We start from the raw sequence: 14,121 nt of genomic DNA, 5'->3' as shown, positions 1-14,121 counted from the left end.
CTTGGATAATGAAGCATCTGATCGAGATTGTGGATACCGACGAGTCTTTCCTGTGTGATGAGGCTCAGTCTGTTCTGGATGGTATGTTTCGGCTGGGTCGTCGTGGCATACCCTCCGGTTGCCGGGGCGGTGCCTGTGGTGTTTGCAAGGTTGAAGTGCTGGATGGCGAATATCAGCCACTGGCAATGAGCCGCTGTCATGTGAATGAAGACGATCTGTCTGAGGGCAGGGTACTGGCCTGCCGTATCAATCCGCAGTCACCTATCACGCTGCGGGTTATCGGCAAAATGAAGGCCTCATTTGGCCGGGGCTGCAAAACTACTCCGCCTGAGCTTTCTTGAACTCCCGGACTACGGTCAGGAATGATTTAAGCAAAGGTGACTTGTCGTTATCACGGTAGATGCAGCTCAGGTCGACCTTGCTGTCCATTGGCATATTCGTGAGTGGGACATATGACACGCCTGGCAACTGCAGAGCAGTGGCGGATTCCGGCAGAATGCAGACACCAAAGCCACTGGCCACCAGCGCCACGGCGGTGACCGCATCGTTAACCTCCTGCGAGACCGTTGGCGTAAACCCGGCTTCCTGGCAGAGTTTGTTGACCCGATCAATAAAGTTAGGCCGACCCTGATTGGGAAACAGAATCAGGGGCTGCGCTTTCAGGTCATTAAAATCAACACATTGTTGCTTAGAAAAAGGGTGACTATCATTCACCACTAACAATAAATTCTCTGAGGTCACCACTTCAGATGCGATGTCAGGCAGTGGTGAGAGCAGGCGATTAAAGCCAACGGTGATACGGCGCTGACGCAGGGCCTCGATCTGGGCAGCTTTATCCATGGTATGAAGCACGACCTTCACATCTGGAAAGCGCTGACGAAACGCCAGTAAAACCTTGGGAATGGTTTCCAGGATACCTGAACCGAAAATGGCGACATCTAATCGACCCAGACGGCCAGCACCGGCACGTTGTGTTCGCTCAGTGGCCTGCTCAACCAAGGCAAAGATGTTTTTCGCTTCATCGAGAAACATGGCACCGGCTTCAGTGATCTCCATACCTTTGGGAGTACGGTTAAACAGGGCAACGCCCAGTTCCTCTTCAAGCTGGTGAATCTGACGTGTCAGAGGTGGCTGAGAGATGTTCAGCAGCATGGCGGCACGGCCAATATGCTCCTCTTCAGCTACAGCAATAAAGTAACGCAGTTTACGCAGATCCATAAGTCACCAGAGGTTTTAAGAAATACAACTTAATACCTTTTAAGTATTTTGATTGCCGGTTGTCAATCCTTCGATAACCCAATCTGTTGTTCAGGAGTGAAATGATGAATATCGATCTATCGGGTAAAACAGCTGTCGTCACCGGTGCCACAGAGGGGATCGGTCTGGCCATCGCTCAGAGATTAAAAGCGGCGGGGGCCGACGTGGTTATTTGCGGTCGCAGTGAAGAGAAACTGCAGCATGCACTGCAAAACCTGTCTCAAACAATGGGCGGCAGCGCACGTGGCCACGCGTTTGATTTGAGCACCGCAGAGGGATGCCTCGCGCTTACCCAGGCCGAGCCAGCGGCGGATATTCTGATTAATAACCTCGGTATCTATGAACCGGGTGATATTTTTACCCTGACCGATGAACGTTGGGAGGCCATGCTCAATACCAATGTCATGAGCGGTGTGCGCATCAGCCGGTATTATGCAGCGGGGATGAAAGACCGTGGCTGGGGTCGTATTCAGTTTATCTCCAGTGAGTCTGCACTGAATATCCCACAGGACATGCTGCATTATGGGGTTAGTAAAGCTGCGATGCAGGGACTGTCCCGAGGTCTGGCGAAAACTCTGGCCGGAACCGGTGTCACGGTTAACACTATTTTGCCCGGGCCGACCCTGACTGAAGGTGTGGCAGCCTATATGGCAGCACTGGCAGAAGAGCGCGGTATTTCTGCAGAGGAGATGCAGGCTGTGTTCCTGCAAGAAAACCGTCCATCAACCCTGTTGTGGCGTTTTGCGCAACCAGAAGAGGTGGCCAGCATGTGTGTTTATATTGCCAGCCCGCAGGCCAGTTACACCTCAGGTGCGGCCTTGAAAGTCGAGGGTGGTATCGTCGAGTCGATCGCCTGATAAGGCGATCAGACCTGAAGCTGATATGCGTGCTGCAGGTATAGGCTAAGGAGTCTGTCGTTGAAGATTGCAATTTGGGGTGCCGGTGGCATCGGCTGTTATTACGGTGCACGTCTGATTGAAGCCGGACATGCGGTCACCTTCATTGCCCGCGGGCCCCATCTGGAGGCGCTGCAGCAACAGGGCCTGTCGCTGTCCCATGAGTCATTGGTGTTTAATCAGAAGGTCACTGCGCTGAGCCAGGAAGTTTGGCGCGATGGACATGTCTGTGATGAGTATGACCTTATCATCATTACCCTGAAGAGCACCGTGACCCATCAGGTACTGACTGAGATGTCGGACTGGCTTAAGGTGGGGCACTGTCCTGTGTTGTCGCTGCAGAACGGGGTGGAAAACGAAACCCAGATTGCGCGCGTGCTGGGTGATGAACGCACGCTGGGTGGACTGGCGGTGCGTATCGGTGGGCATATTATTGCGCCGGGTGTGGTTGAGGCCCGGGGCGTGGCGCAGGTGGTGTTCGGTCAGTGGCCCAGCCAGTCTGGAGAATCCAGCGCTCTTTTTCTGGACCAGTTACTCGCTGTGTTTAAGGATGCGCGCATTGATGCCAAGCTGAGTCCGGATATACGCAAGGAGTTGTGGCGTAAGCTGCTGGTCAATAACGGCGTTAATCCGCTCTCCGTCGTTACCGGACTGGATACCCGCCAGATTACTTCAGACTCGGTGCTCGGACCCTGTGTGTATCAGATCATGCAGGAAACCGCTGCGGCAGCCATGATTGAAGGGGTCGATCTGACCCAGACCGATGTTGATGAGATGTTTACACTTATCAGCCAGTTTGATGCCATCAAAACCTCAATGCTGGTGGACTATGAAAAAGGCCGCCCGCTGGAACGGGATGCGATCAGCGGCGTGGTGATCAGAAAACATCAGTCAGTGGGCCAGATTGCCCCCATGACTGCACTGATTGATCGATTGGTCGGTATTAAAATCGCCGAAAGGGAATAGCCGGGTGAGGTGTCATAATGGCACCCGATAATGCCTTTAATTGTTTAAAGATTTGATGAAATTGTTTGCTGAATAATTTCATTAAATGACAAATATCCGGTGATGATTTTCAGTCGTTTTTTTAGATATAAAAAATAAACCAATAAAATCAATGTTATAAAATTTATTTGGTTGTTGGCATGCTCTCTGCTGTAAGCAGTTAAAAAACAATAAATATAAAAAACATGCTGACAATAAAAATAATATGGATGTCTTTGACTATTCGCTTTATATGGTCAGAAGATAACGCAGACCCTCGCCATTCAGGCGAACATCTAAGCCGTAAACGTCCTACAGGCAGGCTCTGTCCTGCATATGCTTGTGGGTGTTTTTCACGTCATTGCGTCCTGCCGTTTTTATTCGTCGCGTTAAGTCATTCAGGCAGCGTGATTTATTCATGCCTGTCATTCCTATGCACGACCCATCCACAACACCGATCCACATATTGCCCAGAGATCCTGGCAATACAAACGGATAGAGGAGAATAAAAATGGAAAATATCATCACATCCGATGGCTACCGCTTTTTGAAGAACGCATGGTATGTTGCGGCACTGAGTGAGGAGATCGTCGGTGAAGAACTCTTTGCCAGAACTATCCTGTCGGAGTCCGTACTGTTTTACCGCACGTTAGAAGGTAAGCCAGTCGCCATGAGCAACCGCTGCCCACACCGGTTTGCGCCTCTGAATATTGGCAAGCGTGAAGGGGATACCGTCACCTGCCACTATCACGGCCTGACCTTTGATGCGCAGGGTGAATGCACCAATAACCCCCATGGCAACGGAAAAATTCCACAGGCATGCAAACTGAATACCTATGCGGTGGAAGAACGTGATGGTTTTATCTGGATCTGGATGGGGGAGCAGGATAAAGCAGACCCCAGCAAAATCATGGATTGTTCCTGTCTGACCCGTAATCCTGACAGTGCTGTTGCCCACACGTACATGCATAACAAATGTAATTATGAGCTGGTCACGGACAACATTATGGATCTGTCTCATATTGATCACCTGCACGGTCCGCTGATCAATACCAATGGCAAGTTAAGTCCACTGCTGCCAAAGGTCAGTGAGGCCGGGGATAATATTACGGTGCGTTGGGACTGGCTGGCAGACCCGGCCATGCTGTTGTTTGCGCAAAATCTGGCACGTCCAGAAGATACCGCGAATCAGTTTTTTGAAGTGGTATGGCACGCACCGTCCAATATGCAACTGACAGTGGGTGCTGTGCAGGATGCCGAAGATTATCATCAGGACGGTCTGGTGCTGTATGACTTCCATATCATGACGCCTGAATCCGCCACCACCACACACTACTTTTTTGCCTCTACCCGTAATTACATGATGGATGATGCGGCGTACAACAAAGCCAAGATGGACGGCATGATTGAGGCGTTCACCCTTGAAGACAAACCGGTGATTGAAGCGCAGCAGCGTGAAATGGGCGGTATCGACCTTCTGGGATTGAATCCGGTATTGCTCTCCAGTGATGCCGGCGGCATCCGGGTACGGCGTAAACTACGCTCAATGATTGAAGCCGAGTCAGCCTGAATCAGATTGTCCGCCCTGAATCTCAGGGCGATATAAAGTCTGCAAATATGTTTTTTAATAATTGATTAATAAGAATTTATTTAAGTTTAATCAGTATAAATATCTTGCTGCTTTGGTCATATGGGCTTAGCTTTAATTACCGGTATTAAGGGATTAAACGACCCGAAGGGGTGTTGATTAAAAGGAATCTGGGGTGCTACCTAACCAGCAGGCTGACTTAATTGAGATGAAATCAGGTTCTCGGCAAACCATGCCATACACTCAGGCCAGTGATAATGCGGTCATCGAAACTGCGTTGGTTGAAGAGGTGGCTCTGGCCATTACCATCAATCAGGTCGCTCATGTCGTGATGATGGTTTCACCTCTGTCGCTTGAGTATTTCGCCACCGGTTTTCTCTTCAGTGAAGGGGTTATTAATCACCCCGACGAGATTCGTGATATCCACTTTGAACGGCCAGACAATGCTAAAGGTTGAGGTATCGACCCTGACCAGCTGGGTTATGGATATTACCCTTAGCAGCCGTGCCTCTCATCACTACCGCAGTCGTGCTGTTGCCCGCCGTATGGCCGGTTGCGGTGTGTGCGGTACGCAACAGCTTGCAGAGGTATTTCCCAGCCTGAACAGACTGGATGATCGGGTTATGCCATCGTTGAGTAGCTTCGGTGATCTGCATCAGCGACTTGATGACTGGCAGTCACAACAAAGTCCTCATGGTGGCCTGCATGCTGCAGTTTTGCTCGATCGAGAGGGGCAGATCATCACCATTCAGGAGGATATCGGGCGTCACAATGCGATGGATAAAGTGATTGGTTATGGTTTGAATTCAGGTTTGAATCTGACTGAACACAGCATTGTGATGAGCAGTCGAAGCAGTGTTGAGCTGGTCTACAAAGCGATCAATGCAGGCCTTGGATGTTTAGTGCATCTTTCCAGTCCTAGTTATCAGGCAGTGATGATGGCGCAACAGCATGGCTTAAATCTGATTCAGCAAACGCGTCAGGGTGAGGTGCGGATCTTTAGTAAAAATCAATAATAATCAAATTCTTGCTGAAACTTTATGACAAACAACAATAATAATTATTTTGCCAAACCTCCATACATGGGTTACGCCGGTGGCTGGGGCGCGTTGGGCAGTACGCTGAAATTTCTGTTTAAAAGCGAACAGCCTGCAGTCAACATCCGCTCCCTGCTGAAGGCCAATCAACCGGATGGATTTGACTGTCCCGGCTGTGCCTGGGGTGAGGATCATCATCCAAGCCGAATTCGTTTCTGTGAAAACGGCGCAAAAGCCGTAACCTGGGAAGCGACGTCAAAACGCGTTGACCCTGCTTTTTTTGAGCGCTATTCCGTGAGCTGGCTGCGGCAGCAGTCTGACTATTTTCTGGAATATCAGGGCCGCCTGACCGAGCCGATGCGCTACGATCCGCAATCAGATCGCTATCAGCCGATCAGTTGGGATGCCGCGTTGTCGTTGATTGCTTCGCACCTTAAGCAACTGGACAACCCTGATCAGCTTGAACTCTACACCTCAGGGCGTGCCAGCAATGAGGCGGCGTATCTGTATCAGTTGTTTGGCAGAGCCTTTGGTACCAATAATTTTCCTGACTGTTCCAATATGTGTCACGAAGCCAGTGGCGTGGCATTGACCAGCAGTATTGGTGTGGGCAAAGGCACGGTTACGCTGGATGACTTTGAGCTTGCAGATGCCATTTTTGTGTTTGGTCAGAACCCGGGGACTAATCATCCGCGGATGCTGGATACCCTGCGCAATGCAATCAAACGCGGCGCTAAAATTGTCGTTTTTAATACCCTGAAAGAGCGCGGGTTGGAGCGGTTTCAGCATCCGCAAAATCCGGTTGAGATGCTGACTCAATCTGCCACTACCATGCATAGCCTGTATCTGACTCCTAAACTGGGGGGTGATATGGCAGCGATCAGAGGCATGGTGAAATATCTGCTGGAGCTGGGAGTTGACTCGGCAGAGGGTTCCTCTGTGCTGGATAACGCTTTTCTTGAGCAGTTTACCCAAGGTGCTGACGATTATAAGGCCATGGTCGCTGCCACCAGTTGGCAGGATATTGAAGCACAGTCAGGCCTGTCAAAACCTGATATTCAGGCGGCTGCGGATATCTTCAGGCAAGCTGATAAGGTGATCGCAACCTGGGCGATGGGTCTGACACAGCATTATCACTCGGTATCGATTATTCACGAGCTGGTGAACATGATGGCTCTGCGAGGTCAGTTGGGTAAACCTGGTGCTGGCCTGTGTCCGGTTCGCGGGCACAGCAATGTTCAGGGTGACCGGACCATGGGCATCAATGAGCGTCCAGGCAGTGATCTGCTCGACAGCCTAGAACAGCATTTTAATTTCAAACCACCACGTCATGCAGGACACGCCACGGTTGAAGCGATCTCCGCCATGCTCAGTCAGGAGAGCAAAGTGTTTATTGGACTGGGTGGTAATTTTGCCAGAGCAACGCCCGATACGAGCATCACCGAGCAGGCGCTGGCTAAATGCGAATTAACCGTGCAGATCAGCACCAAGCTCAACCGGTCTCACTTGGCTGTAGGCCGTGAAGCGTTGATTTTGCCCTGTCTGGGCCGGACCGACATAGATCAGCAGAGCACTGGGCCGCAAAAGGTGACAGTCGAGGACTCTTTCAGCATGGTGCATGCCTCATCTGGTATTGTTGAGCCGCTGTCCGCGTCTATGCGTTCAGAGCCATGGATCATCGCTGAAATCGCCCATGCGGTGTTAGGAAACTGGCCAGTAAACTGGCAGGCGCTTGGGTCAGATTACCGTCAGATTCGCGATCTTATTGCGGCTACCATTCCTGGGTTTGAAGGTTTTAATAACCGGATCACTGAACCCGGTGGTTTTTATCTGGGTAACCCGGTACGTGAACGCCGCTTCCAAACATCGACCGGCCGATTGGAACTGCACAGCCACCCACTGCCTCTGTCGCCACTTTCTGATGCGGTAGGCAAACAGGGCGAATCAAAGCGTCTGATTTTGCAGACCCTAAGGTCCCATGACCAATACAACACAACCGTATACGGCATGAATGACCGCTATCGGGGGATCTCGGGTGAGCGTAAAGTTGTTTTTATTCACCCTAAGGATATGGCGAAACTTGGCTTCACCGAGGGCCAGCTGATAACGCTACGCTCACACTGGGAAGATGACGCCGTACGTGAGGTGAAGGGCTTCAGGCTGGTTGCCTATGATATTCCCCGTGGCAATCTCGCTGCGTATTATCCCGAATGTAACCCTCTGATCCCATTAGCGAGTTACGGGCAGGGCAGTCTGACCCCCACGGCTAAGAGTATTGCAGTAGAGTTGAGTGCGTATGAGTCGCCCTGGATTGCCAAGGACTCTTAGGCTGTCATGCAGATACTGAACGGTGAGCAAGGTTGGTTATGAAAAAAATCATTGAAGACCTCAATAAGCTGGACTCTCCAGCCTTGATCGAACCGAACCCGGCGGAAGGTGAGATTCACCTGCTGGGGCAACGCATGCTGCTGCTGCATGGTTTCTCCCTTGGCTCGCTGCGCAAAGAGTTGGTCGAGCGTCTGGGGCTGAAGAAAACCCGCGAAATTTTCACCCGGCTTGGCTATCAGCAGGGTACTGAAGATGCCCGGCGTTTGCGGGAAGTCTATGGCATTACCGATATCGGACAGCTGTTTGCGTATGGTCCCAAAATCAGAGAAAGCGAAGGTTTTGTGCTCAACCGAGCAGTGGACCGGATGCAGTTTGATGAACAGACCGGTGAATTCTGGGGCGATTATTACTGGGAACACTCCTGGGAAGCGGATGCGCATCTGGAACACTTTGGCGTCAGCGGTTCGCCTGCCTGCTGGATGATGACAGGCTATGCTTGCGGTTACACCACCACGGTGATGGGTCGCCCAATTCAATGGAAAGAGATCGAATGCACGGCCATGGGTCACAAGCACTGTCGTGTTATCGGGATGCCGCTGGAGGAGGGTGATGATCAGAGTGATGATCTGGCGTTTTGGCAGATCGAAGACTTTATCTCTGCGCCTAAATCCAGACAGGATGCAGCTACAATCCTGTCTGGCCAGCGTGATACTCAGGGCAACGCACTGCCTGATCTGGTTGGCGCTTCAAGAGCGTTTAACAAGGTTGCGACCCTGCTGAAAAAAGTCGCAGCGACAAACTCCACGGTGCTGCTCGTGGGTGAAAGCGGTGTAGGTAAAGAGCGTTTTTCTAAAGCGCTGCACTCCATCAGCCATCGTTCAAAGGCGCCCTTTATCTCGATTAACTGTGCGGCCATCCCATCTGAATTGGTCGAAGCGGAACTGTTTGGCGTTGAAAAAGGCGCCTTCACCGGCGCGGTGAGTTCAAGACCCGGCAAGTTTGAACGGGCCAATGGCGGCACCCTGTTTTTGGATGAGATCAGCAGCCTGCCACTGGTGGCTCAGGGAAAACTGCTCAGGGCAATACAGGAGCGGGAAATCGAGCGGGTAGGTGGCAGCGAGGTGATTAAAGTCGATATTCGCCTGGTAGCCGCAGCCAATGTGGATCTGAAAGCGGAGGTAAAAGCAGGGCGCTTTCGCGAAGACCTGTATTACCGGGTAAATATCTTCCCCATTGAAATTCCGCCACTACGGGAGAGGAAAGATGATATTCCGCTGCTGGTAAACCTGTTTGTAAACCGTTATGCCGAACAGATCCAGAAACAGATCAAAGGGGTAACCAAAAAAGCGGTGGATGCCATGCTGGAATATACCTGGCCGGGCAACGTCAGGGAGCTGGAAAATATCTGTGAACGGGCGGTGATTCTGGCTGAAGACGGGGAGAGCCTCGATATCGAGCATCTCTTCTCCTGTCGCGAGTTTACAGAGGCGAGTCTCAAGGCGATGTCGAACTCGCTCTCTGTAGAAGAAGGGGATCAAACTGAACATGCGATAGACCAGTTGCTTGCCAATACTGAGTCATTTGAAGGTCTGGAACGGCAGATTCTCAATCAGGCCATGGTAAAGGCAGATGGCAACCTGTCCGCTGCTGCAAGATTACTGAATATGCCTCGGGGACAATTCGAATACCGCCTTAAAAAAAGAAAACAGGGTAATTGAAAGGCTTATTTCGTGTTTCAATCGTTATTAACACGATCGTGAAGGGCATCTAGGGCGCGCCAGCTTAACATTAGTTATCGCTAAGAATGGATCATGATGATTACAGTCAATGTTGCTGTGTATTGCGTTGAGACTCACTGAAGATTCAAAACGAAGACACACTTATGAGCTGGTAGTGTGAAAAAGAGCACAAGGTTACTGCTTTATTATTCAGTCCTGCCACGTGACAAGAGAGATGTAGGCTGAGCCCTAAGCAGGTGGTATATGTTGTTTTCAGAATAAATGAATTTGAAGAGCCGCATGTTTTGCGGGGTTGCAGGAGGGTGTTCAGAATAAAAAATCACTACTGTCCGGGATAATGTGAATCTCGCCTGTTAGTGTCCACTACTTATGGAATTTCGCGATTTAAAATATGCCTGATAAAGTAACTGTATCTTATTGATTATAATAATAATAAAAACTAAAGAAGAGGCAATTTTTGAAGCTAATTAAGCCATATTCAGTTGCGAAAAAAACGAACATCTGTAGCTTTATTGATCAACAAATATGTCATCAGAAAAGGATTCTGACCATTATGAAGATCAAAGGGAAATCCGTAAGATCGATTACAAAAATTATCGCAGCAGCTAAGAATAGCAACAGAATTCAGCTAGCCTACAGAATAGATCCGTCCAATACAGATAAAATCAGAGATGTCGGCTTTGATGAGAACCCAAGCATTGGCGACTATCTCATACCTGCGCCATTAGGTAAGGCCACACAAGCCAATTCGCTTGGAAGGCAGGTGGTAAGGAAAGATCTCCCGAAAGAGCCTGAGCCAGTTTCATTTCACACCAGCTGGACTGATTGGCATGGATATCAGCACTCAGGCATACAAACCAGATACATTGATAAATACCCTCGAGAATATATTCCTGCTGATGAAGAAGAGCTAACTGTTTGCAAGATTAATGGTGGTGATGCGATGTATATCGTGACTGACATGATTGATCTGCAGAAGACTGATGAAAAGCGAATAATTCATCTTTCAAACATCATGCTAGAGTGCTTTGGTGAATTTGAGATTCTTGATATAGATAGCGGCAAGATTGCAGGAACCAAGCTCAAGCAACTGCACTGGGAGATACTGCCAAAAGGAAGCTACCCATGGTCTAAAACCAAAGGACTAGTAGGAGAGGTTACAGGAAAGCTCAAAGACTCAGAGCGCTTGGTTGTAGAATCAAGGATGGAACATATTTCAAAGTTTAATCCGGATTTCTTGGCTACGGGTAGAGCTGGCTTTAGCGGTTATTTTGTTTACGGGTTTAGCGCAAAGAAGATTTATCTACTTGAGAGCATCCATCTGGACAACGCTACATATGTTTTCGGCGACAACTGGGAGGCTCTTTCCACATTGACCAAGAATGAAATTATCAATGGGGATGTAGGTCACACCAGAATAATTCATGACAAAAAGTGGAAGCGCTCGATTCGCGAGTTGCTTTCATGACTTGGCTTCATAAGGGATAAAGCTAGATCTGCAAGCTTTGCGTTTGCTGGCGAAATAGATCTAGCTACCCATTGTGCTGCAAATGATCCCCCTTGGTATTAGGGCAGACCCGTTAGCTGCGTTGAACTTTGTGTCGCCTTAGCCCGCTAAAAAGAAATCTACGAAGCCTCCGCGCGATAATCACACCCGAAGATTCACTAAACTGGACTGAAAGTCATCTGAATCTCAAAACAACATATAGGTTCACGTGTCTGTAGTTGTCGCGCCATTGTTTATATTTAACATAATATACATTATGCGTATATGTATTAATAAGTACAAATACGATATTAAGTGCTTTAGGGCTTAGTGGGTACTTGCTTAGTTAATGAAATACGATGGATAAAATATGAAAAAAAGAGATGCAATTACTGCCCTGTAAAGCAATCAAATACGTTCTGGGGTTATGACAGCGTGAACGGCGTGATCGCACTCTGGTAGCTACAGATAAGCGCGGGATGCACTTGCACCAGCTCACCCGTCAGATCAGATTCGACAACCAGAAGCGATTTCTCAAGCGGATTGGCTTCAAGTTTGGCGACTACCTGATAAGGATGGTTGCGTTTAAGCTTGACGGCATGCTCGTCATAGAGATCAGCATCAAGCATGACGCGATCGCCTACAGAGATCTCTTGCCAGAGAAATGCGGTTTCCAGCAGCAATTCGGTAAAGTCGTTACCTTCCATCCCGGAAACCTCCGTGCAGAAAAAATTTCAGGTCTCTACAATACCAAGACGTATCGCAATATGAATAAGTTCAGCATTGCTTTTGATATTTAGCTTCCTGAATAGATTGGCTCTGTGCGCATGTACGGTCTTGGGACTGAGGTACATGGCTTCAGCAATATGGCTGACGCTTTTGCCTTCAGCCAATAAAGAGAAAATTTGAAATTCTCTTTTAGTTAAAGAAGTTAATGGAGATTCTTCATTAATGCCTTCAAGCCCATCCGCTAAATATTGTTCGCCTGAAAATACTTTGCGCACCGCTTTAAGCAGTTCATCACCGGCACAGCGTTTGGTTAGATAACCGCGCGCACCGGCGCTGATTACCTGGCTTGGAAAAGGCGCTGAATCAGTAGCTGAAAGAACCAGAACTCTTGCCTGATTGTCATGTGCGAGAATGCGACGAATGGCCTCAAGCCCTGCGTTGTGAGTAGCGGAGTCGTCACAACCATTCATGCCTGAAGGCATATTGAGATCCATAATCACGACATCCGGGTGCAGCGTGTTATACATCTCACAGGCTGACTTGGCGTTATCCGCCTCCCCTTTGATCACAATATGACTATCAGCTGCTAGCATGCGTTGAAAACCAGCTCTTACAAGCGGGTGATCATCAACTAGCAGGACACTGATGCATTCGTTCATGGTTGTGATGTCGGCATTCCTGTGGAGTGGATGTTATGGCAACTATGCCACATCAAGCTGGCAATTGGTTTCCTACTTTGGTTTCGGCTGATTACTCTGTTTCTTCAGAGTAAATCAGTGCGTCTGCACCCTGATATACACCAAAGCTATTAATATCCAGAGCACCTGCGCTGGATATTTCTTCATTACTGATATGGGCAGGCAAGGCTACAAGCTCGTCGCTATAGCCAACCAGCTGAATGCCTTCTTTTTTGCAGTGATGCAGCACTTTTTCAAGGGCTTTAATAACCGCAATCTGACGGTCTGTGAGTTGATCCTGGCGCCCTTCTCCGCGCTTTTTGCTGGTAACTTGCCGGATAGCATAACCTTCAGAATCAAGGAGCTGAACGGTCACGTTGCTAAGCTTATGTTTGACGAGAAGAATCTTGGCTTGCTGAAAAACCTGTTCACTTTTACTGCACACAGCATCGTCAATGCCGCATTTTTGGAGCGCTTCTATGATTTCGTCTGCGCTGGGTTTGTCTGATAAAAGTATATCCATAACAATCACTTAAGCGGGGCTGTTAATTTTATTTCCAGGCCGATCTTATCTGTGATCTCAGCGCCAATCAGGATGCTGAAGCATGACTCTCATTAGGCAGAAAAAACACATAAATTGCAATGAGTTAGAGAAAATTCAGGGTAGCGTCGGATGGTTTATTGTTTTGCCTGTTTAAGCCGCGCAAGCTCGTACTTTAAAGCCGCATTCTCATTTATGGCTACATCAAGTTGTTTTTTAAGCGTTTTATTTTCTTCTTTAAGGAATCTATTGGTGACCTGCTGTTCAATAAACGCTTCAACACTATCACCACCACTGCCTTTGCCGGTCATTATTCCTTGCTGCTTCAGATCTCTTTTCAGCGCGCCGGCTTCACTGCTGGCTTTCAGGAGTTGGTTTTCCAGGTCTGCGATCTGTTTAAGGTATCTGTATTTCTCATCGCTCAGGCGCTCTTTGTCCTGTAGCAGCGACAGGCATTGCTCGCGAAGTTGCTTTAACTCCTGTTCATCTTTTTGCTCGTGCTGCTCAAGTGCGGTTACTTGTGCCTGGTAGCGACTTTCCAGGTCAAGGCGCTCTTTTTCCAATCGCGCATCCGCATAAGCAACCGCCTGGTGCCAGAGTTTGCTGGCGCTTTCAGCAACCGGGTCAGGAATCATCGGGTGCGACGTATTGGCCTTCAGGCGCTCGCCAAGTTCTTGCCACCACTGGTTTAACGCTTTGTTGATGGTGGTGATTGATCCGCTGCCAATGCGCTCTCTGATGTTCTGTTGTGTTGGTCGCACACCCTCATGGAGCAGCGCATCTGCCGCTTGTTTTACCAGACTTTGCGTATCACCTTTTTTGCTCATTTTGATATCCAATATGTATCATATGATATGTA

14 protein-coding genes are annotated in these 14,121 nt (G+C 49.0%); 9 read left to right on the top strand and 5 right to left on the bottom strand.

The window, feature by feature from the left end:
- Positions 1-8: 8 nt before the first annotated feature.
- Positions 9-341 (top strand): 2Fe-2S iron-sulfur cluster binding domain-containing protein, encoded by a 333-nt coding sequence (locus tag P2G53_RS00540; protein WP_275812152.1) that lies wholly within the window; start codon positions 9-11, stop codon positions 339-341.
- Here the strand turns inward: P2G53_RS00540 and P2G53_RS00535 are convergent.
- Entirely contained in the window at positions 319-1,218 is a 900-nt protein-coding gene (locus P2G53_RS00535) for a LysR substrate-binding domain-containing protein (RefSeq protein WP_275812150.1), read from the bottom strand. The genes P2G53_RS00540 and P2G53_RS00535 overlap by 23 nt on opposite strands.
- A 104-nt stretch (positions 1,219-1,322) precedes the next feature.
- Between P2G53_RS00535 and P2G53_RS00530 the strand changes: the two genes are divergently transcribed.
- From P2G53_RS00530 to P2G53_RS00495, 8 genes are all read left to right on the top strand, one after another.
- Positions 1,323-2,114, top strand: coding sequence for an SDR family NAD(P)-dependent oxidoreductase (locus tag P2G53_RS00530; RefSeq protein ID WP_275812147.1), 792 nt, complete (start codon positions 1,323-1,325; stop codon positions 2,112-2,114).
- Positions 2,115-2,174: 60 nt separating this feature from the next.
- Positions 2,175-3,119: a 2-dehydropantoate 2-reductase gene (locus P2G53_RS00525; RefSeq protein ID WP_275812144.1), complete on the top strand. Its 945-nt coding sequence runs from the start codon at positions 2,175-2,177 to the stop codon at positions 3,117-3,119.
- Positions 3,120-3,648: 529 nt separating this feature from the next.
- Positions 3,649-4,707: an aromatic ring-hydroxylating dioxygenase subunit alpha gene (locus tag P2G53_RS00520; protein ID WP_275812141.1), complete on the top strand. Its 1,059-nt coding sequence runs from the start codon at positions 3,649-3,651 to the stop codon at positions 4,705-4,707.
- 250 nt (positions 4,708-4,957) lie between these two features.
- Positions 4,958-5,182 (top strand): formate dehydrogenase accessory sulfurtransferase FdhD, encoded by a 225-nt coding sequence (locus P2G53_RS00515; protein WP_275812138.1) that lies wholly within the window; start codon positions 4,958-4,960, stop codon positions 5,180-5,182.
- Entirely contained in the window at positions 5,169-5,741 is a 573-nt protein-coding gene (locus P2G53_RS00510) for a formate dehydrogenase accessory sulfurtransferase FdhD (protein WP_275812135.1), read from the top strand. Before P2G53_RS00515 ends, P2G53_RS00510 begins: the two co-directional genes overlap by 14 nt.
- A 24-nt stretch (positions 5,742-5,765) precedes the next feature.
- A complete protein-coding gene (locus P2G53_RS00505; protein WP_275812132.1) occupies positions 5,766-8,090 on the top strand; it encodes an FdhF/YdeP family oxidoreductase in 2,325 nt (774 codons plus the stop codon).
- 38 nt (positions 8,091-8,128) lie between these two features.
- Positions 8,129-9,808 (top strand): sigma-54-dependent Fis family transcriptional regulator, encoded by a 1,680-nt coding sequence (locus tag P2G53_RS00500; RefSeq protein ID WP_275812129.1) that lies wholly within the window; start codon positions 8,129-8,131, stop codon positions 9,806-9,808.
- Positions 9,809-10,382: 574 nt separating this feature from the next.
- Entirely contained in the window at positions 10,383-11,297 is a 915-nt protein-coding gene (locus P2G53_RS00495) for a hypothetical protein (protein WP_275812126.1), read from the top strand.
- 443 nt (positions 11,298-11,740) lie between these two features.
- Here the strand turns inward: P2G53_RS00495 and P2G53_RS00490 are convergent, their stop codons facing one another.
- From P2G53_RS00490 to P2G53_RS00475, 4 genes are all read right to left on the bottom strand, one after another.
- The gene (locus P2G53_RS00490) at positions 11,741-12,022 is read right to left on the bottom strand and encodes a hypothetical protein (protein ID WP_275812123.1); all 282 of its coding nucleotides are present in this window, start codon (positions 12,020-12,022) and stop codon (positions 11,741-11,743) included.
- A 27-nt stretch (positions 12,023-12,049) separates the two neighbouring features.
- The gene (locus P2G53_RS00485; protein WP_275812120.1) at positions 12,050-12,703 is read right to left on the bottom strand and encodes a response regulator transcription factor; all 654 of its coding nucleotides are present in this window, start codon (positions 12,701-12,703) and stop codon (positions 12,050-12,052) included.
- A gap of 91 nt (positions 12,704-12,794) precedes the next feature.
- Positions 12,795-13,244 carry a response regulator gene (locus tag P2G53_RS00480; RefSeq protein WP_275812117.1) on the bottom strand — a complete coding sequence of 150 codons (450 nt, stop codon included), beginning with the start codon at positions 13,242-13,244 and terminating at the stop codon, positions 12,795-12,797.
- 155 nt (positions 13,245-13,399) lie between these two features.
- The gene (locus P2G53_RS00475; RefSeq protein WP_275812114.1) at positions 13,400-14,089 is read right to left on the bottom strand and encodes a DNA-binding protein; all 690 of its coding nucleotides are present in this window, start codon (positions 14,087-14,089) and stop codon (positions 13,400-13,402) included.
- Positions 14,090-14,121 lie beyond the last annotated feature (32 nt).

Source organism: Neptuniibacter sp. CAU 1671, from assembly GCF_029222905.1.
GTDB lineage: Bacteria > Pseudomonadota > Gammaproteobacteria > Pseudomonadales > Balneatricaceae > Neptuniibacter.
The sequence above is the reverse complement of the archived record's forward strand: the minus strand, read 5'-3'. Positions and strand labels throughout refer to the sequence as shown.